Origin of the sequence: Streptomyces anandii JCM 4720 (genome assembly GCF_014650655.1) — a bacterium.
In the GTDB taxonomy this organism is placed as follows: domain Bacteria; phylum Actinomycetota; class Actinomycetes; order Streptomycetales; family Streptomycetaceae; genus Streptomyces; species Streptomyces anandii.
Genome location: NZ_BMVJ01000007.1, coordinates 39,260 through 58,481, shown reverse-complemented (window position 1 = coordinate 58,481; position 19,222 = coordinate 39,260). Strand labels below are relative to the sequence as shown.

The 19,222-nt window shown below is 74.2% G+C and carries 17 protein-coding genes and 2 pseudogenes; 7 read left to right on the top strand and 12 right to left on the bottom strand.

Features of this window, described 5'->3' with window-relative positions; translation table 11 throughout:
- The 7 genes and pseudogenes from IE249_RS37265 to IE249_RS14720 form a co-directional block, all read right to left on the bottom strand.
- Positions 1-291 (bottom strand): annotated as a pseudogene (locus tag IE249_RS37265) (spherulation-specific family 4 protein); the annotation flags it as partial.
- Positions 279-1,241, bottom strand: coding sequence for an NAD-dependent epimerase/dehydratase family protein (locus IE249_RS14745; protein WP_189705276.1), 963 nt, complete (start codon positions 1,239-1,241; stop codon positions 279-281). The pseudogene IE249_RS37265 and the gene IE249_RS14745, both read right to left, overlap by 13 nt.
- 307 nt (positions 1,242-1,548) lie before the next feature.
- On the bottom strand, positions 1,549-2,691 hold the full coding sequence (locus tag IE249_RS14740) for a hypothetical protein (protein WP_229858486.1): 1,143 nt from the start codon (positions 2,689-2,691) through the stop codon (positions 1,549-1,551).
- Positions 2,688-4,418, bottom strand: coding sequence for a DUF3492 domain-containing protein (locus IE249_RS14735; RefSeq protein WP_189705275.1), 1,731 nt, complete (start codon positions 4,416-4,418; stop codon positions 2,688-2,690). The genes IE249_RS14740 and IE249_RS14735 overlap by 4 nt, the downstream gene beginning before the upstream one ends.
- A gap of 193 nt (positions 4,419-4,611) precedes the next feature.
- Positions 4,612-4,855: pseudogene (locus IE249_RS14730) on the bottom strand (ABC transporter ATP-binding protein); the annotation flags it as partial.
- A gap of 238 nt (positions 4,856-5,093) precedes the next feature.
- On the bottom strand, positions 5,094-6,719 hold the full coding sequence (locus IE249_RS14725; protein WP_189705274.1) for a DUF3152 domain-containing protein: 1,626 nt from the start codon (positions 6,717-6,719) through the stop codon (positions 5,094-5,096).
- Positions 6,720-6,727: 8 nt separating this feature from the next.
- Positions 6,728-7,762: an alpha/beta fold hydrolase gene (locus IE249_RS14720; protein WP_189705273.1), complete on the bottom strand. Its 1,035-nt coding sequence runs from the start codon at positions 7,760-7,762 to the stop codon at positions 6,728-6,730.
- Between the two features lie 207 nt (positions 7,763-7,969).
- Between IE249_RS14720 and IE249_RS14715 the strand changes: the two genes are divergently transcribed.
- The 4 genes from IE249_RS14715 to IE249_RS14700 all read left to right on the top strand — a co-directional run bounded on the left by IE249_RS14715 (position 7,970) and on the right by IE249_RS14700 (position 9,876).
- Entirely contained in the window at positions 7,970-8,188 is a 219-nt protein-coding gene (locus IE249_RS14715; RefSeq protein WP_189705272.1) for an Rv3202a family protein, read from the top strand.
- Positions 8,189-8,394: 206 nt separating this feature from the next.
- On the top strand, positions 8,395-9,039 hold the full coding sequence (locus IE249_RS14710) for a TetR/AcrR family transcriptional regulator (protein WP_189705271.1): 645 nt from the start codon (positions 8,395-8,397) through the stop codon (positions 9,037-9,039).
- A gap of 157 nt (positions 9,040-9,196) precedes the next feature.
- Positions 9,197-9,424 carry a DUF3107 domain-containing protein gene (locus IE249_RS14705; RefSeq protein WP_189705270.1) on the top strand — a complete coding sequence of 76 codons (228 nt, stop codon included), beginning with the start codon at positions 9,197-9,199 and terminating at the stop codon, positions 9,422-9,424.
- A 182-nt stretch (positions 9,425-9,606) separates the two neighbouring features.
- Positions 9,607-9,876, top strand: a complete 270-nt coding sequence (locus tag IE249_RS14700) for a hypothetical protein (protein WP_189705269.1) — start codon at positions 9,607-9,609, stop codon at positions 9,874-9,876.
- A gap of 475 nt (positions 9,877-10,351) precedes the next feature.
- Here IE249_RS14700 and IE249_RS14695 read toward each other — a convergent pair whose 3' ends face one another.
- Entirely contained in the window at positions 10,352-11,098 is a 747-nt protein-coding gene (locus IE249_RS14695; protein ID WP_373304388.1) for a ferritin-like fold-containing protein, read from the bottom strand.
- A gap of 527 nt (positions 11,099-11,625) precedes the next feature.
- Here IE249_RS14695 and IE249_RS14690 point away from each other — a divergent pair.
- Both IE249_RS14690 and IE249_RS14685 read left to right on the top strand, forming a co-directional pair.
- The gene (locus tag IE249_RS14690; RefSeq protein ID WP_229858483.1) at positions 11,626-14,181 is read left to right on the top strand and encodes a DEAD/DEAH box helicase; all 2,556 of its coding nucleotides are present in this window, start codon (positions 11,626-11,628) and stop codon (positions 14,179-14,181) included.
- Positions 14,182-14,372: 191 nt separating this feature from the next.
- A complete protein-coding gene (locus tag IE249_RS14685; protein ID WP_189705267.1) occupies positions 14,373-15,251 on the top strand; it encodes an alpha/beta fold hydrolase in 879 nt (292 codons plus the stop codon).
- A gap of 24 nt (positions 15,252-15,275) precedes the next feature.
- Here the strand turns inward: IE249_RS14685 and IE249_RS14680 are convergent, their stop codons facing one another.
- Positions 15,276-16,178, bottom strand: a complete 903-nt coding sequence (locus IE249_RS14680; RefSeq protein ID WP_189705486.1) for an NYN domain-containing protein — start codon at positions 16,176-16,178, stop codon at positions 15,276-15,278.
- Positions 16,179-16,410: 232 nt separating this feature from the next.
- Between IE249_RS14680 and IE249_RS14675 the strand changes: the two genes are divergently transcribed.
- A complete protein-coding gene (locus IE249_RS14675) occupies positions 16,411-16,563 on the top strand; it encodes a DUF8834 family protein (RefSeq protein WP_189705266.1) in 153 nt (50 codons plus the stop codon).
- Positions 16,564-16,651: 88 nt separating this feature from the next.
- Here IE249_RS14675 and IE249_RS14670 read toward each other — a convergent pair whose 3' ends face one another.
- The 3 genes from IE249_RS14670 to IE249_RS14660 form a co-directional block, all read right to left on the bottom strand.
- The gene (locus tag IE249_RS14670) at positions 16,652-17,257 is read right to left on the bottom strand and encodes a MarC family protein (RefSeq protein ID WP_189705265.1); all 606 of its coding nucleotides are present in this window, start codon (positions 17,255-17,257) and stop codon (positions 16,652-16,654) included.
- 56 nt (positions 17,258-17,313) lie between these two features.
- Complete coding sequence (locus IE249_RS14665) at positions 17,314-18,171, bottom strand: PHP domain-containing protein (protein ID WP_189705264.1); 858 nt, start codon at positions 18,169-18,171, stop codon at positions 17,314-17,316.
- 199 nt (positions 18,172-18,370) lie between these two features.
- Positions 18,371-19,012 (bottom strand): DUF6758 family protein, encoded by a 642-nt coding sequence (locus IE249_RS14660; RefSeq protein WP_189705263.1) that lies wholly within the window; start codon positions 19,010-19,012, stop codon positions 18,371-18,373.
- Positions 19,013-19,222: the final 210 nt, after the last annotated feature.

The window sequence follows — 19,222 nt, the reverse complement described above, 5'->3', positions numbered from 1 at the left end:
CTCGGCGACCAGTTCGGCGAAGGGCCGGCTGCCGTACGCGGTGTCCAGGTGGCCGAGGACGCGCACGCCGGCGTTGCGCAGCCGCCCCGCCGCGTCCAGGCAGTGCGGGTCGGGCTGGACGCCCGGGCCGCCGGCGACGTCGAGGACGACCCAGTGCAGGGGCGGGCCGGTGCGGGCCAGCGCGTCCCACTCGGCGGGGGCCAGCAGCGGGTGGGCGCAGCCGGGGACACCGAGGCCGGTGCGGACGCCGGTGCTGGAGGTGCCGGCCCTGGTGCTGGTCAGATGCGGCATGCCGCCTCCATCCAGATGTCGGCGAGGGACTCCTCGAGGTTGATCCGGGGCCGCCAGCCGAGCCGGTCGCGCGCGGTGCGCACATCGGCCTGCTGCCAGCTGCCGCACCCGTCGGGGTACGGGTACGCGACCGGGGCCGGGTGGTCCGGGTCGCTGCGGGGGTGGCCGATGGCGGCCCTGAGGTGGCCGCCGGGCGGGCCGTCGAGTTCGTGGAGGGTGCCGCCGTATCCGGCGACACGGGCCAGCGTGGCTGCGGCGTCGCGGAGCCGGACGGCGCGGCCCGAGCCGATGTTGATGACGCCCTGGGCGGCGGACAGGGAGGCGGCGTGCACGGCGCGGGCCACGTCGCGGACGTCGACGAAGTCGCGCTGGGCGCCCAGCCCGCCGAGCTTGAGTTCGCCGTCGCCGGACTGCATGGCGCGGCGCATGGCCTCGGCGAGGCGGCCGAGCGGTGAGCCCGCCGGGGTGCCGGGTCCGGCGGGTGAGAAGACGCGCAGCACCACGGCGTCCAGGCCGGAGCCGAGGACGAGTTCGGTGGCGGCGAGCTTGCTGACGCCGTACGGGCCGCCGGGGCGGGGCACGGCGTCCTCGGCCGTGGAGGAGCCGGGCTGGCTCGGACCGTACTCGGAGCTGCAGCCGATCTGCACCAGACGGGCGCCGCAGCCGCTGCGGCGCAGGGCCTCGCAGACGGTGGCGACGGCGACGGTGTTGTGCCGGGTGAGTTCGCGGGCCCCGCCGCGGGTGGCCCCGGCGCAGTTGACGACGACGCCGGGGTGGACCGCGTCCAGGAATCGGGTGAGCGCGCCGGGGCTGCCCGTGGCGAGGTCGAAGCGGACGTCGGCGTCGTCGCCGCGGCCGAGAGCGGTGAGCTGGACGGCCGGGTCGGCGAGCAGACGGTCGGCCACGAAGCGGCCGAGGTATCCGCCGGCTCCGATCAGCAGAACCCTCATCGGGCGGCTCCCGGGATGTGCGCTCCGGTGGCTCCGGATGCTCCGGACGCTCCGGATCGGGCGGTGGTCATCTGGTGTTCTCCTTCAAGGGGGTGGTGCGGTCGGCTCCGGCGGTGCGGCCGGGAACCTTCGGCCGGCGCGGCGACGCGGGGTGCGCCTGCCGCTTGGGCCGTGTGGGGGGCGCGTACGGGGGGCCGTGGAGTGGCCTTGGTGGTGCCGGCTCCCGTGGCAGTCGCCCGCCGGTCTCGGCGGGGCGTGCGGTGGGAGACGCGAGGGTGCGGGGGGTGCTGGGTGGTCCCTGGGCCGGTCACCACTGCTCCTCCGGTCGCGCGTGCGCCGAGGCCCTGGTCAGCGCGCGGATGGCGTGGACCAGGAGAGCCAGGGCCGCGGCCGCGCAGGCCAGGGCCTGCACGGCGCCCGGGCCCCGGGCGGTGACGAGCGTGTCGACCGGGTCGGCGAGGAGGCCGCAGCCCGGCAGGCGGGCGGCGAGGACGGTGGCCAGGGCCAGGGCCTCGACGGCCGCGGCGGCGCCGAGGGCGACGGCCGGGGCGTGGGTGAAGCCGTGCGTGAAGAGGAGGCGGGCGAGCAGCAGCAGGGCGCCGAGTGCGAGGGCCTGGGCGTAGCCGGCGGGCTCGTGCAGGGCCGCGGCGGAGGCGGCGAGCAGCCCGGTGAGCGCGCACAGGAACAGGCCGAACGCTCCGAGCAGCAGGGGGCGTACGAAGGCGGTGAACTCGTCCAGGCCGCGGCTGGTGGCGAGCCCGCGCCGGGCGCGGGCGGTGAAGAGGTGGGCGGTCCAGGCCGCGGGGGCGCAGGCGAGGGTGAGGGCGAGGAAGGGAGCGGTGGTGAGGGGCCAGGCGCCGGCCGGGGTGCCGTCGGGCAGTCCGTCGGGGCCGCCCGCGACGGTGGCCGCGAGCAGGCCGTCGCCGAGGAGGGCGTAAGCGAGCAGCCAGTAGGTGCAGGCGCGGGTTCCGGGCGCGGAGACGCTGGGCGACGTGTGTCCGGGCTGGCTCAGCGGGCCGTGCCGGAGGACGGCACGTGCGCCGAGGGCCACGGCGAGAACGCCGGCCGCGGCCACCGCGAGGCGGGTGCGGCCGGAGGTGAGTCGCAGTCCGGCCACGGCCACCGCGCACAGGGCTCCGGGCAGCAGGCTCAGCAGCACCTGGTTCGGGGTCGGGCGTGGGGCGCCGGCCGTCTCGGGGTGCGGAGGTGTGCCGTCGTCGTGGGAGGAGCGGGCGTACATCTCCTCGGCGAGCGAGAAGACGTCGCGGTGGCGGAAGCGGGCGGCGGTGCGGTCGGTGACGCCGTGCGCTTCCAGCCCCGCCGCGATCTCCATGGGGTCGACGGCCCGTTCGCACAGCTCGCGGTGCCGGTGCATCAGCGTCTTCACGGGGTCGGCGACGCCGCGCCGGGGTGCGACGGCGGAGGGACCGTGGTCCGCGGGGCCGCTCATCGGGTGGCCTCCGGGGCGCGGGCGGGCACGGCGGTCCAGTGTCCGGGTACATGGGCCTCGGCCGGGGCTGCGAACGGGAGGGGCTCTCCGCTGTCGTCCAGGAGGACGCGCCGCACCGGGCAGTGCGAGACGATCTCGAGGTAAATGCCGTGGAACGCCGCGGTGTTCTGCTCGATGGTGAACAGTTCGAGCGCGCGGGCGCGGGCGGCTGCGCCCAGGCGCGCACGGCGCTCGGGGTCGTGCAGCAGCGTCACACAGGCATCCGCGAGCGCCCTGGGGTTGCGCGGCGGCACCACCAGGCCGGTGCCCCCGATGACCTCCACGACCGCGCCGACGTCGGTCGAGACCGTGGCGCGGCCGCAGAACATGGCCTCGACGAGGCTGACGGGTAAGCCCTCGACGACGCTCGACAGCACGACCACGGCGCCCGAGGCGTAGGCGTCCGCGAGGGTCGGGGCCTCCGGGCCGCCGAGCTCCTCGAAGGACACCGGGTTGTCGCCGACGGTGTGCGGGCCGTCGGCCTCGTCGGGGAAGAGCTGGGCGGCCAGGGCACGGCAGTGCCCCAGGTAGGCCGCCGCGTCGGGGCCGGCCGCCGTGCCGACGATCCGCAGCCGGGCCCCGGTCTCCTGCCTGCGCACCTCGGCGAAGGCGTGGAGCAGGGACACCAGGTCCTTGGCGGGCTCGATCCGGCCGACCCAGACCAGGGTGCCGGGATCGGCGGCCTCGGGCGCCTCGCCGGCCTCGGCGAACGGCGCGGCGTCCATGCCCGGGGGAACGGTTCGCAGCCGGGCGCGGTCGGCGCCGCACCGCTCCTGCCAGCGGCGGGCGTGCGCGTTGCCGTGGGTGACGACGGCGGCGCGCCGGTACACCTCGGCGGCGAGGGCGCGGTGGAAGGCGGCGAGCAGGGACCGCACCGCCGGGGCGGTGGTCCCGGCGTCGGCGGCGAGGTAGTGCGCGCGCAGTTGGACGCCGTACTCGGTGACGAGGAGGGGGACGTCGCAGAAGTGGCGGGCGAGCAGCCCGGGCAGGGCCGCCGTGCCGCCGGCCGCCGTGTGGCAGAGATCGGCGGCGCCTAGGCCGTCGTCCTCGTACCAGTCGAGGGAAAGGGGGCGCAGGGCGCGTTCCAGGTGGGCGGCGACCGCGAGCAGATCCCGTACGCGCGCCTCGCGCGCCGCACTCGGCGCGCCGGGCGCACGACAGGCGCGCTCCAGCGCGCGGACGGCGGTCTCCGAGCGAAGCGCGCCCGCCAGGCCGCCCTCCTCACGGGCGAGTTCCGCCAGCCCGTACAACGCGCTGGCGAAACGGTCCGCCTGAGCATCCGTGCCGCCTGTCAGACCGTCGGCCGCGCCGAGACCGCCCAGCCCGCGTGGATCGCCGGGGACGACGTGGACGCGGTGACCGTCGGGGCCGACGGGGTCGCGGTGGTCGTCGCGGTCCGACGTGCACACCACGGCCGCCAGCTCGCCGTAGCACTCGGCGAACCGGCGGCGCGCGCGGCGGCCGTGCGCCACTCCGTCGTCCTCGGCCGTCCACAGGGGCGCGGTGCGGACCCGGCCGACCTGGGGCGGGAGCGGGACCCAGCCCTCGTCCTCCTGCCGCCGGCTGCGGCTGAGCGCGTACACGTCGAACTCGTGCTGCTCGAGCCCGCGCACGAGCCGTTCGCACCAGGCCCCGGCGTCCCCGCTCACGTACGGATAGCCGCCCTCCGTCACCAGTCCGATGCGCACGCGTGCACCCCCGATCTCCTCCCGTCCGGAGAGCCGCCGTCGCGTCGGCGGCTCGCAGCGGGACGAAGGTATGCGGACATGGCGGTGGCGCGACGGACGGTTGTCCGTCGCGCCACCAAAAGGGGTGAACGGTCGTAACTTTCCCGTGCGGCCCGCGTTTCGTCGCGCTAGGACATCACTCGGGCGCGTGTCGTCATGCCGTGGCCACCGGCGCCGCCGTGGCGGCTTCCCGTCGCGCCGCGCGCCGCCGGGCCGCCCGGCTCCTCCGGGTCCAGCGCCGGTACGGCGGCCAGGAGTTGCTCGGTGTCCGGGTCCTCGGGGGACTCGTACACCGCGTCGGCCGGGCCCTCCTCCACGATCCGGCCGCGGCGCACCCCCGCCACCCGTTCACCGACCTGGCGCGCCACGGCGAGGTCGTGGGCGACCGACCACATGGCGTTCAACCCGGCGGTCGAGCCGTTCGACAACGTCGGCGTGTGTGCTCCTTGAGGGTCAGCGCCTGGGTGCGCACGCGCTTGGCGGTCCCCGGGACGGGTGTGTCCGTCCCGGGGACCGGGGAACTTCGCGCTCGGCATCCGTGGCGGCCGACCGGTGGATGTTGCGCTCCAGGACGAGGTGCTCGTCCTCGTTCTCGTCGCCGACCGCCTTCCCCGACGACCTTTCGGAAGCAGCCCGTCAACTCCCGGGATACGGCCAGGGGTTGGGCAGACAGTGGATTCCGTCGTGGTCGAGGAACTTCGTCTGCTGCTGCATGACCGGCGCGAGCCGGCCGTCCTTCTCGCAGTTGACGTGGCCGTGGCCGAGGCGGTGGCCGACCTCGTGGTTGATCAGCATCTGCCGGTAGGCGAACATCTTGTCGCCGTAGGTCTTCGAGCCCTGCGCCCAGCGGTAGGCGTTGATCATGACGCGCTCGGTGGCGGCCGAGTCGCAGGAGACGTTGTCCTCGGTGGTGTCCAGGCCGGACTTGGCGCACCAGGTGGCGGTGGTGCCCGGACTGGCGAGCGTGATCACGAAGTCGGCCTTGCCGGAGGAGACGCGCTCGAAGGTGCGCGCCCCGCCGTGGGCCCAGCTGCGGTCGTCGTTGAGTGTCTTCTGCACGGCGTCGGCGAAGAGCCGGCCGTCGAGTCCGAGGCCCTGCTCCACGTCGACACGGTAGGTGAACTTCTGCCCCTTGCCGGGCGCCCTCGCCGCGCCCGGGACCGTCTCGAACTTGCCCGAGCCCTTGAGCGTGGGGCTCAGCGGGTACTTGGCGTTCATCTTCTGGTCGTACGTCAGCGGTGTCGCGCTCGGCGCCGATGAGGAGGAGGCGTCCGCCCGGCCGCCCGCGCCGGCGACGGCCCGGGGGTCGCCGCCCTGGTCGGTGGTGGCCTGCGTGCGGGCGTCGGCGCCGTTTTGGCCGTCGGCCACCTGTCCGGCGACGACGACGGCGAGCACGGTCGTGACCGCGGCGGCCGCGATGCCCGTGAAGGCACGGCCCTTGGCGCCCTTGCCCGGCGCGGGGGCGCCGGCGGGCGGCGCGGTGCCGTCACCGGCCTCCGTCCCCGCCGTCTCCGCGTCGCGCTCGGCGGGGGGTGCGGACACGTCCACGGCACGCGCGGTGCCGCGCGGCCGGGGCACGAAGACGTCGTCGTCCTCGGCGTCCCCGTCGAACGCGTCGAGGTAGTCCGGCCGCGGGCCCTCCGGGGGTGCCTGCCGCTGCCGCGGGAAGGGAACCCCGGGCCGCAACGAGGTCGCGGCCCCGGCGGGAGCCCCGGCGGGAGCGCCCCCCTGCCCGGGCACGCCCCCGTCGGCACCCAGCCGCCCCCAGCCGCCCCCCGCTTCCCACTGCTCGGGATGCCCACCCCGCGCACGCGGGACACCGCGAGCGGGGGTGCCATCCGGCAAGAGCGGGACGCCGTGGGCGGGGGTGCCGTCGGGGAAACGGTGGACGCCGTGGGCCGGAGTGCCGTCCGGGAAGCGCGGGACGCCGTGAGCGGGCGTGCCGTCCGGGAACCGCGGGACCCCGTGCGCAGGGGTGCCGTCCGCGAAGCGCGGGACGCCGTGGGCGGGGGTGCCGTCCCGGAAGTGGGGGGTGTCTTGGGGTGGGGGCATGGTGGGTGGCTGGGGGCGGCTTGCCGGGGCTGTGCCGGGGGGCGGGGACTCCCAGTTCTCGCCGCGGGGTCTGCCCGGGCCCTCGGTGGCGACCCGCGCGCCCCGGCCGTCCGGGTCGCGGTCGTCCCGGCCGCGTTCGCGGCTGCCTCGTCCTGCGGTTGTGTCCGTGGCGCCCTTGGGCGCGGGCCCGCGGCGGCTGTGGCGTCCCACCTGGCCCCTCAGCCTCCCGTGCCCACGCCGGAGGTGCCGCCGTCGGCCTCGACGGGAGTACGACCGCCCTTCGCTCTCACCGTGTCCAATTCTCCCGTCTCCACCAGCAGTTCACGAAACGCCGTGGCCACCGTATCGGGATACTCCATCATCGCCACATGGCCGGCGTCCGGCAGCGTCACGAGGCGGGAGTCGCGGAAGCGGCGGGCGGCCCGCTGGGCCATGCGGAACCCGACGAGCTGGTCGCGGCCGCCGTAGACGAGGAGCGTGGGCGCGAGCACGCGCTCGGCCTGGCTCCACAGCCCCTGCTGGCCGCCCAGCGTGTAGGCGTCCACCAGCCCGCGCGCGGAGCGCGCCATCGCGTCCCAGAAGTACGGCAGCTGAAGCCGCCGCTCCATCTCCTGCACGGCGTTGCGGAACCCCTCCGGCGACACCCGCGCGGGATCGCCGTAGCACAGGGCCATGACCCCGCGGACCCGCTGCTCGGCCGTCCACTCCCGGGTGAGCCGGGTGAACAGCGCGGCCACGCCGGGCACCGCGAGCAGCGCGGTCGGCACGGCGGTGCGCTGCACGCGCAGCTCCGGCAGGGCGGGCGAGACGAGGGTGAGCGTGCGGACGAGGTCGGGCCGCAGCGCGGCCACGCGCGTGGACACCGCACCGCCCAGCGAGTTGCCCAACAGGTGCACGGGGCCGCGGCCGGCGGAGTCCAGGTAGCGGATCACCGCGCGCGCGTGCCCGGTGATGGAGTAGTTGCCGTCGTCCGGCGGCGGCGAGTCGCCGAAGCCCGGCAGGTCGACCGCCTCGCCGTCCACGACGTCGTCGAGCAGCGCCATGAGCGGCGACCAGTTCTGGGACGAACCGCCCAGACCGTGGACGTAGAGCGCGGCCGGCAGACCCTCCCGCGCGGGCGGCCTGGAGCGCACCGACAGCGTGATCCCCGGCAGTCCGACCGATCGCAGCCGCTCGCCCTCCTCGACCCTGACGGGTGCCACCCTGGGAAGAACGTTGGCGGGCGGCACGGAGGGCACCTCGGTCGAAGACATGCGGCAATGTTACGAGACGATCACGTAGTGATTCGTGTGTTCGCCGTCACAGATCGCACGGACCCGCGGGTCACGGCGCGGGCATCCGCCGCCGCGAATGGCATAGCGTCCACTTCGGGTGTCTCCTACGCTCGTACAGAGGGCACCCGCATGTGGCCCCTGCTTCTTCCAGGGAATCCAGGGACATCCGTAGGAAGGGAGCCCAGCATGGCATTCGACCCCACCGATCCCGAGACGTTCACGGACGAGGAGGACGCCACGGAGATCGACGTGGAGGCCCCCGAGAACGACGCCGCGGAGCAGCAGGCGGACGTCGCACCGGAGCACGACGAACCCCTCACGGACGCGGACAAGGACCGCGCGAACGAAGCCGACCTCATCGAGCAGGCCCGTGTCGTCTCGCTCGACGAGGACGACTACCGGTGAGGGGCCCGGCGGCGCACGGAGGGGACCGCGACTGAGCAGGAGCGAAGCCCGGCTATGCCCGGCTTGCAGGGGTTCAGAACTGTCTGCGCCGGTTCCGCCGGCGTCCGGTCCGTGAAATTCTGCGCTCGCACCGCGCACAGCACGGTTACCGAAAAGTACGATGGCGGCGCGGCGCACACCGCATGTGGACGACTTTGGGAGGCGGCGTGACAGCCATCGAGCAGACAGAGGCGGCACGCCCGCGAGGCACGCGCCTGCCGCGCCGTGCCCGCCGGAACCAGTTGCTGGGCGCCGCCCAGGAAGTCTTCGTGGCGCAGGGCTACCACGCGGCGGCGATGGACGACATCGCCGAGCGCGCCGGCGTCAGCAAGCCCGTGCTCTACCAGCACTTCCCGGGCAAGCTCGACCTCTATCTGGCGCTGCTGGACCAGCACTGCGAGGCGCTCATCCAGTCCGTGCGGTGCGCGCTCGCGTCGACTACGGACAACAAGCAGCGCGTGCGGGCCACGATGGACGCCTACTTCGCCTACGTGGAGGACGACGGCGGGGCCTTCCGGCTGGTCTTCGAGTCGGACCTGACGAACGAGCCCGCGGTGCGCGAGCGCGTCGACAAGGTCACCAACGAGTGCGCCGAGGCGATCTGCGACGTCATCGCCGAGGACACCGGTCTGTCCCGCGCGGAGTCGATGCTGCTCGCCTCGGGGCTGGGCGGTCTCGCGCAGGTGGTGGCCCGTTCCTGGCTGCACAGCGACCGCAGCGTGCCGCGCGACCAGGCGGTGCAGTTGCTGACCTCGCTCGCGTGGCGGGGCATCGCCGGCTTCCCGCTGCACGGCACCGAGCAGCAGCACTGAGCGGTGCGGGCAGCCGGGATCGTTCCGTCTTTGTTCCCGCCGGCTGTTCGCTCCTGGCGTTCTTCGGCGGAGCGTGTTCGTCCCCTCACCGGGCTAATGTGTGCTGGGTACGGCGCGGTAGGCCGCGCACTTCTATGACCGTCGGAGGGACATAGCCGTGGAGGTCAAGATCGGCGTGCAGCACGCGCCCCGCGAGATCGTTCTGGAGAGCGGTCAGAGTGCCGAGGAGGTCGAGCGGGCGGTGGCCGAGGCGCTGGCCGGGAAGTCGCAGCTGCTGACCCTCGTGGACGAGCACGGACGCAAGGTGCTGGTGCCGGCCGAGCGTCTCGCCTACGTCGAGCTCGGCGAGCCGGCGCCGCGCAAGGTGGGCTTCGGCGCGCTGTAGCCGCGCACCGCGCGGGCGGAAGAAGAGTGGGCGAGGGCCCGGTGGCATGGCCGCCGGGCCCTCGTGTTTTTCCCGCACAGGCGGTTCACAAACAGCCCAGGGGGGAGGGTTGTGTTCCGCAGGTCAGGGGTATGACGGGGTACGACCGTGAGCACCGGCCGACCGTCCGGGAGGGCCCAGTGATGATCTTGGAAGCGTTCGGCTCCGCCGTGCTCGGTGTCCTGCTCGCGTGGGCGGCGCTGCATCGTCTGTCGCACCGGCTGCCGGCGCGGCCGCTGGTGCTGTCCACCGGTGTGGCGGGCGCGCTCTTCGGTGACTTCGTCACCCACAGCGCGCTCGCGTCCGGCAGCGCGCTGCCGGGTCTGCTCGGCGCCGCGGTGGTCTCGGCCGCCTCGCTCTCCCTGCTGCTGCGCCCCGCGGGAAGACTCCGCCGACGATCGGCACCGGCCTGACCCGGCGCCGCCACCACCACACGCCGTGAGGGCACCCACGCTCCCGTGAGAGCGCCCAGGGCCCCCTGCGAGCCACGCGGCCCCCGACCGCCCGGCCCGGCCCCGGCCCCGCCTCGCCGCAGGCCGGCGCGCGGCAGGCGCCCACCCGGCCGCACGCCCACGCGCACCGGGCGGGGGCACGGGCAGCCGTATGAGCGGATGCGGGCCGGCGGCCGGCTGGACCGGACGGCGAACCGTCCCCACGGGGCCGGCAAGCACAACCGCGCCCGGCATTGCCGCCGCGTGCGGACCGGCCCCGGCGCCGGCCCCGCTGGCATTCCAGTCCCGCAACCCCCGCCCGCGTGCCCCGCGTAGGCGAAGGCCAGCCCCTCGCGGGCGGAGGCACAAGCCGCCACCACCCGCCCAGCCCCGCGCCGGTTGCGGTGCAAGCCGGGACGGAGCATCGAGCCTTCGGAGCCCCGCCCCCGGTGGAGGGCTAGGCCGCCAAGCCCAAGGCGGCCATTCGCTTGGTGTGAGCCTCTGTGATCCGGGAGAACATCCGGCCGACCTCGGCGAGGTCGAAGCCGTCGGCGACGCCGCCGACGAGCATCGTGGACAGCGCGTCGCGGTCGGCCACGACCCGCTGGGACTGGGAGAGGGCCTCGCCCATCAGGCGCCGCGCCCACAGCGCGAGCCTGCCGCCCACGCGCGGGTCCCGGTCGATGGCCGCGCGGACCTTCTCGACCGCGAAGCCCGCGTGCCCGGTGTCGTCGAGGACGGCCAGGACCAGCTCACGCGTGTCGGAGTCCAGCCGGGCCGCGACCTCCCGGTAGAAGTCGCTGGCGATCGAGTCGCCGACGTAGGCCTTGACGAGCCCTTCCAGCCAGTCCGAGGGCGCCGTCTGCCGGTGGAAGCCGTCGAGCGCGGCCACGAACGGCTCCATCGCCCGGGTCGGCTCCTCACCGATCTCCGTGAGCCGGTCCCGCAACCTCTCGAAGTGGTGGAACTCGGCCGACGCCATCTTCGCCAGCTCGGCCTTGTCCGCGAGGGTGGGCGCCAGCTTGGCGTCCTCCGCGAGCCGTTCGAACGCCGCCAGCTCCCCGTACGCGAGCGCACCGAGCAGGTCCACGACCGCGGCGCGGTACTGCGGGTCGGCGGCGGCCGTCGCCCAGCCCTGGGCGGCGATGCCGGTGGGTCCGGCGGATGCGGCGGAGTCGTTGTCAGACTTGTCAGAGCTCGTCATGAAGCGCACAATAGCCCGCCCGTCACCCCCGCGAAGGACCTGGTCAATCAGTGTGACGACGGCTACGTGACCAAATCGGCCATCGCGTGTGCGTGATTCCGGGGTATGGTGGTAATGCGCCTGCTGAGTACGCCGACGTTTCGTGACGTACGTCGACAGGCCGCACGCATGAGGATGCCCGGTCGGTGGCCCGATCGGCTCCGACCCGACAGCCCTCCCTGACCGTACGGCACTGTGCGTACGACGATCGGAGGGACACCCTCAGCGGTACGAGCGCTGGGCCTGTCCCGCGGACAGACCCTGGAGCGTCGGCAGAGGTCCCGTGCCATACGGCCGGTCCGAGCGGTTCGCCCGCACGGCCGCCGACGTCCCCGGCACGGTCAGACACGACCCCCGCGCTCGCCTCGTGCCGCGCACACAGAAGAGGCAGCACCCTGACTACTACGTTCCGAGACCTCGGGATCCTCCCCGAGACCGCCGAGGCCCTGGAAGCCGTCGGCATCATCACCCCCTTCCCCATCCAGGAGATGACCCTCCCCGTGGCCCTGACGGGCACGGACGTCATCGGCCAGGCCAAGACCGGCACCGGCAAGACCCTCGGCTTCGGACTTCCGCTCCTCGAGCGCGTGACCGTCCCCGCCGACGTGGAAGCCGGACGCGCCGCCCCCGAAGCCCTCACCGACGCCCCGCAGGCGCTCGTCGTCGTCCCCACGCGCGAGCTGTGCGTCCAGGTCACCAACGACCTCCTGACCGCCGGCAAGGCGCGCAACGTGCGCGTCCTCTCCATCTACGGCGGCCGCGCCTACGAGCCCCAGGTCGAGGCCCTGAAGAAGGGCGTCGACGTGGTCGTCGGCACCCCGGGCCGGCTGCTGGACCTCGCCGGGCAGAAGAAGCTGAACCTCAAGCACGTCAAGTGCCTTGTCCTCGACGAGGCCGACGAGATGCTCGACCTGGGCTTCCTGCCCGACGTCGAGAGGATCATCGGCATGCTGCCGGTGAAGCGGCAGACCATGCTGTTCTCGGCCACCATGCCGGGCGCGGTCATCGGCCTCGCCCGCCGCTACATGTCGCAGCCCACGCACATCCGCGCCACCGCGCCGGACGACGAGGGCGTGACGGTGGCGAACATCAAGCAGTTCGTCTACCGCGCGCACTCCATGGACAAGCCGGAGATGGTCGCCCGCATACTGCAGGCCGATGGCCGCGGACTGGCGATGATCTTCTGCCGCACCAAGCGCACCGCCGCCGACATCGCCGAGCAGCTCCAGCGCCGCGGCTTCGCCTCCGGCTCGGTCCACGGCGACCTCGGCCAGGGCGCCCGCGAGCAGGCGCTGCGCGCCTTCCGCAACGGCAAGGTGGACGTGCTCGTCTGCACCGACGTCGCCGCGCGCGGCATCGACGTCGAGGGCGTCACCCACGTCATCAACTACCAGTCCCCGGAGGACGAGAAGACGTACCTGCACCGCATCGGCCGTACGGGCCGCGCGGGCGCCAAGGGTACGGCGATCACGCTCGTCGACTGGGACGACGTCCCGCGCTGGCAGCTGATCAACAAGGCGCTGGAGCTGGACTTCAACGACCCGCCGGAGACGTACTCCACCTCTCCGCACCTGTTCTCCGAGCTGGGCATCCCGGAGGGCATCAAGGGCGTCCTGCCGCGCTCGGAGCGCACCCGCGCCGGGCTGGAGGCGGAGGAGCTCGAGGACCTCGGCGAGACCGGCGGACGCGGTGGACGCGGACGCGGCGGCCGGGGCGGCCGCGGCGAGGCGCGCCCGGCGGAGCGCGAGCATGACCGCGAGCGCGAGCGCCCGGCGCGCACCCCGCGCCGCAGGCGCCGTACGCGCAGCGGAGCCCCGCTGGACCCGGCCGCGGGCACCGCGTCGGGTACGGATCAGTCCGGTACCGCCGTGTCCGGTACGGAGTCCGACGCCCCGTCGGCCGGTTCGCCGGCCTCGGAGGAGTCCGGCACCCGTACCCCGCGCCGCCGCCGGCGGATGCGGAACGGTGTCCCGGCGCAGCCGGTGACGGGCGCCGAGGCGGCCGTGCCGTCCGCGTCCGATGACACCCGTCTGCCTGAGCAGGCCGGCGAGGCCGCAGTGACGACGGCCGAGGGTCCCGCCCTCGACACCGTCGAGGCGCCTGCCGAGGCGCTGTCCGAGGCCCCGGCCAAGCCGCGCCTCCGCACCCGCAAGACCGCCGCCGCGACGGCCGTGGACACCGCTGACGGGACGGCCGCCGCGGAGACGGCCGGCACCGCGACGGAGGAGCCCGCGGCCAAGCCGCGCCGGCGCACCCGCAAGACCGCCGAGGCCGCCCCGGCGGCCGAGTCCGGCCCGGTGGCCGAGGACACGGACGTCGCGGACGCCGAGGCCAAGCCCCGGCGCCGTACCCGCAAGCCGGCCGCCAAGGCCGTCGAGGTCTCGGAGGCGGTCGCCCCCGAGATCCCGGCGCAGGCCGCCGCGGCGCAGGACAGCGCCGCCGTGGCGGTGGCCGACTCCGTCGAGGCCGTCGAGAGCAAGCCCCGCCGCCGTACGCGCAAGGCCGCCGAACCGGCCGAGGCGCCCGTGACCGCCGAGGGGGCGGAGAGCAAGCCGCGCCGCACTCGCAAGGCGACCGCCACGACCGCCCCGGCGGACGCTGCGGAAGGCGCCGAGGCCAAGCCGCGCCGCACCCGGAAGACCGCGGCCGCCGCCGAGGCGACCGCCGGGACCGCTGCCGAGACCGCCGTCGACACGGCCGAGGGCGCGGCGCCCGCCGCGACCAAGCCGCGCCGTACTCGCAAGGCGACCACGGCGGCCCCCGAGGTCACCGAGGCCGCCGCCGACCAGGCCGAGGCCAAGCCGCGCCGGCGTACGCGCAAGGCGACCACCGCGGCCGCCGAAGCCGTCGCCGACACGGCCGAGGGCGCGACCGCCGAGGCCAAGCCCCGCCGCCGCACCCGCAAGGCCGCCGCGACGGAGCCGGTCGCCCCGGAGATCCCGGCGCAGGCCACCGCCGAGCCGGAGGCCGAGGCCAAGCCGCGCCGCCGCACCCGCAAGGCGACGGCCAAGGCCGCTGAAGCGGCGGAGTCCGCGGAGGCCTGATCCCCCGCCCATCCGGTACGACCCGGCGGCCCGGCCCCACCTCGCGTGGGACCGGGCCGCCGGTGGTCGGGGGCCGGGCCGGTCGTTCGGCGCACCCGCGCGCACCCGCTCGGCGCCGGTGGCCGGTGCCCGTCGGCCGATCGCCGTCGCCCGCCGCGCCGGCCCGTCCCAGGGCCCGATAATCTCAGCGCATGAGCAGGCCGCCCACCTTCGTCCCGCCGCCCGGTGCCCGTGCGTACCGGCTGTCCACCGCGCGGGGTGAGTTCGCCGTGGTCGACGCGCCCTGCGCACCCGGCGTGCGGGCGCGCGGCACCGCCTTGCTGCTGCCCGGGTTCACCGGGAGCAAGGAGGACTTCAACCCGCTGCACGAGCCGCTCGCGGCGCGCGGGTACCGGACCGTGGCCGTGGACGGGCGGGGGCAGTTCGAGTCGGACGGGCCCGAGCGCGACGAGTCCGCCTACGCCCAGGAGGAACTCGCCCGCGACGTGCTCGCGCAGGCGGAGGCACTGGGCACCCCGTTGCATCTGCTCGGGCACTCGCTCGGCGGGCAGATCGCCCGAGCGGCGGTACTGCTCGACCACTCCCCCTTCGTCTCGCTCACCCTCATGGCCTCGGGGCCGGCGCAGATCTCCGTGTCGCAGCAGCAGCGCGTGAAGCTGCTGCGGGAGGCGCTCGGGGTGATGTCGATGGCCCAGGTCTGGGAGGCCATCCAGGCGATGGACGCGCCGGAGGAGACCGACACCGGCGCGGAACTGGACGCGGGTCTCGACGACCGCGACGACCTGCGCCGCCGCTGGCTGGGCAACAAGCCCGCCCAACTCCTGGCCACCGGGCGTCAGTTGTGCACCGAGCCGGACCGGGTGGCGGAACTCGCCGCCCTGCCGCTGCCGTTCCACGTGCTGTCGGGCGCGCTGGACGACACCTGGCCGGTCTCGCTGCTGGACGGGATGGCCGAGCGGCTGGGCGCGCACCGCACGATCATCGAGGGCGCCGAGCACTCCCCCAACTGCGACCAGCCCCTCGCCACGGCCGACGCCCTGGCCGGCTTCTGGGACACGGTCCCCGAGTAGACGGCAGACGCCACGGGCAGGCCGTCAGTACTGCGCCCTCAGATGCTCCCAGAAGCCGTCCCTGAGGGCCCGGCGCAGGTCGGCCTGGCCGCGCAGCGAGTACTGCAGCAGGCCCTCGGCCTCGACGAGCAGGTCCTGGTCGACCGAGCCCGGCAGATAGGGGTGGCCCGGGAGGAGCTCCATGAGGGCGTCCCGGCCGCGTGCCGCGAGCCACTTGGCGGCGATCTGGGCGCCCACGAAGCGGACGTCGTCGCGGGTCGGCCGGGTGGCGCCGGCCGCGTCGTAGGCGGCGGTGCGCCGGGAGACGTAGGGCTTGAAGAAGTCGATGTCGAGGGTGCGCTGGCTGTCGACCTCCCACAGCAGCGGCTCGGCCTGGTTGCGGCCCTCGGGGGCCTCGATGCCCCACAGGTGGACCCGGGCGCCGTATCCCTGGGCGGCCTCCACCGCCGAGACCAGGTCCTCGTCGCCGCCGAGCAGGGCCGCGTCGCTGATGGCGCGGTGCCGGGCCAGTGACTCCAGGTCCGAGCGGATCAGCGAATCGACGCCCTTCTGCTGGTTGTTGGCGTTGAGGTTGCCCAGGCGCACCTTGACGTCGGGCAGTTCGGCGATCGACTGCTGCTCGGCGGTGTGGATGCGGCGGCGGGCGCCGTCGTACCAGTAGACGCGCAGCAGGCGGCTGTCGGCGAAGACGGTGCGGGCGCGGTCGATGAGCGCGTCGATGAGGCCCTCGGCGTCCAGGTCGAAGGCGCGGCGGTCCTCCGTGCCCGCCACCAGGCGTCCCGCGGCCGCGTAGAGGTAGCCCGCGTCGACGAAGATCGCGTGGGTCGAGGGCGTCTTGGCCACCTCGGCGAGCATGCGCTGCAGCAGCTCGTTCGTGCGGTCGATGCGGGCGGCGAGCGCCGGGAGGTCGTCGTTCATCGCCTCCATTGTCCCGGCGGTCACGCTGCGAACACAACTGGTCCCGATCGGTCGTTCCATGAACCTCTACCGGTCAGTAATTAGACGTTCGAAAATTTTCCTTAGCGTAGGGAATGTTTGTAACACGCAGCTCGTTGCATACGTATGGAACACCGGGCACCGCCGCCCCGTGCGCCGCCCGTCATCACCACCATCTCCAGTAATTCTCCGCAGGAGGATGACCAGACGAAGGGAGAAGCCCATGCGCTTCGAGATCATGCGACTCGACGAGGTCGACGGCACCCCCGTGGACAGCACCGTCGTGGACGCCGCCTCCGTCAACCGGATCGTTCAGCAGGCCGCCGCAGTCGGCCAGCGGCTCTGGATCCGCCCGGCCGACACCCCGGCCTCGTAGGGCGGACCGTTTCAGACGTTTCGGAGCCCCCGTACGGCAGCAGTGCCGTACGGGGGCTCGGTGTATACGCATACGCGTGTGCTACGCGCTACGCCGCGTTGATCACCTGCATGACGCCGTTGATGATCTGCTGGACGGCGATCGCGGAGAGCATCATGCCCGCCAGCCGCGTCACCAGGACGACCCCGCCGTCCTTGATGACCCGGATGATCAGCAGCGAGTAGCGCATGACCAGCCACAGGACGACGTGGATGGCGAGGATGGCCGACCACACCGAGACCTGGGTGGCCACGCTGTCGGCCTTCTGCACGGCGAGGATGACGGACACGATCGCTCCCGGCCCGGCCAGCAGCGGCATGCCCAGCGGGACCAGGGCGACGTTGACGTCCTTGGTCTGCTCGGGCTCGTCGGTCTTGCCGGTGAGGAGGTCCAGCGCGATCAGCAGCAGGAGCAGCCCGCCGGCGATCATCAGGGCGGGCACCGACACGTGCAGGTAGTTCAGGATCTGGTGGCCGAGCACGCCGAACACGGCGATGACTCCGCCGGCCACGCAGACGGCCTGGAGGGCCATCCGCCGCTGCACCTTGCCGGGCCGTCCGGCGGTCAGCGCGAGGAAGATCGGGGTGATCCCGGGGGGATCCATGATGACAAAAAGGGTCAGGAAGAGAGAGCCGAAGACGGCAGCGTCGAACATGGGTGAACAGGCCTTGCGAGTGCGTGGGTGAAAGGGGGACGGCGGAGGGGCGCGGTTCAGGCCCCGCCGGCTCCCGGCACCGGGAACGCCCCGGTGGCGCGCCGTGTGATCTCCCCGTAGACCTCGGGGTCAGTGGTGAACTCGCCGAGCGCGACGGTCTTGCGGCTGCCGTGGTAGTCGCTGGAACCGGTGACCAGCAGCCCGAGCTCACCGGCGAGGCCGCGCAGCCGGGCCCGGGCTTCGCCGTCGTGGTCCATGTGGTCGACCTCGATGCCGTCCAGTCCGGCGGCCGCCATCTCGGCGATACGGGACTCCGGCACCGTACGGCCCCGCTTGGCGGCCGCCGGATGGGCGAAGACGCAGACCCCGCCCGCGCCCTTGACCAGCCGGATCGCCTCGAAGGGGTCCGTCTCGTGCTTGGGCACGTAGGCCCGGCCGCCGTCGGCCAGCCACTGCGCGGTGAAGGCGTCGTTCACGGTCGGCACCACGCCGAGTTCGACGAGCGCGGAGGCGACGTGCGGCCGGCCGACCGAGCCGTCACCCGCGATCCGCGCGACCTGCTCCCAGGTGACCGGCACGCCCAGCGCGTTGAGCCTGGCGACCATCGCCCTGGCGCGCGGGACGCGGTCGTCGCGGACCAGCTCGCGCTCGGCGAGCAGGGCGGGGTCCTCGGGGTCGAAGAGGTAGGCCAGCATGTGCATGCTGATGCCGTCGACACGGCAGGAGAGTTCGGCGCCGGTGACGAGGGTGAGACCCGGGGGCAGCGCGGCGATCGCCTCGGCGTGGCCGCGGGTGGTGTCGTGGTCGGTCAGCGCGACCACGTCCAGACCGGCCGCGGCGGCGGCGCGCACCAGCTCGGCCGGGGTGTCCGTGCCGTCGGAGGCGGTGGAGTGGGTGTGCAGATCGATGCGCACGACACGACTCCAGGCGAGGGCGGGACGGAAGGGGACACCCAAGAATAACGGGCTCCGAGGGATGCCCAGTCACACCCGGACCGCCCCCGCACCCCCTACACCACCCACCCGCACGACCTACGCCGGCCTGCACGCCCCACGCCCCCTCAGGTGCATGCGCCCGCGCAGTGCCCGCGCCCCCGCGGGTGGTGCCGCCCCGCTACGGCCGTAGCAGTCGTGGGGACAGGGCGCCGCAGGGGACGAGTTCGACCTCCGCGCCGGCCTCGCGGAGATCCGCCAGCACCAGTTCGTCGTACATCAGGAGGCCGGACTGCTCGGGCCAGACCACCGCCCACAGCCACAGCCCGCGCGCCTCGCCCGCGAAGACCGCGCGGTCGGACGGCGCGCCGGAGACGTGCCAGAGCGGGGTGGGGCGGCCGCCGGCCAGGACCTTGGCGTCCGGGGGCTTCTCCACGTTCAGACAGGAGCCGGGATCCGGGCCGTCGATGCCGGCGTAGCGCGCGCCGAGGCCCACGCCGAGCTCCTCGGCCACCAGGATCAGCTCGCCCACGCCGCCGAGCGGTCCGGGTCCCGAGCAGGCCACGGCGGTGGCACGGCCGCCGCTGCGCTCGTCCCCGGCGTAGGTCACGCCCGTGAACAGCCAGCCGACGGGCAGCGGCCACGGCATCCACACCGGCACCTGAGTGCGGTGCACCACGACGTCGAGGGCCTCGACGCTGGGCGGGATCACCGGCTGCAGCGGATACACCGTCCCGTGCACGTCGCACTGCCAGGAGTCGCTGAAGAGTCCGGGAGCCCTGACCCGGCCACCGCACTTCGGGCAACTGGGTTCGCCCCTCATAGGGCCCCACGGTCCTACCCCGGCCGCGCCGCGTCAAGGACGATCACCCGTCCGGAGGGAAGACCCGGCCGCGCGGAAACCAGATGCAGCTTGCACTAATTAGCTGAGCTAACTTAGTATGTGCATAAGCCAACTATTGCGGCGGGCCACACCCACGGCCGGCCACACCGACCATCTGCCACCGGATTGGAGAAGGCATGGCCACGGACC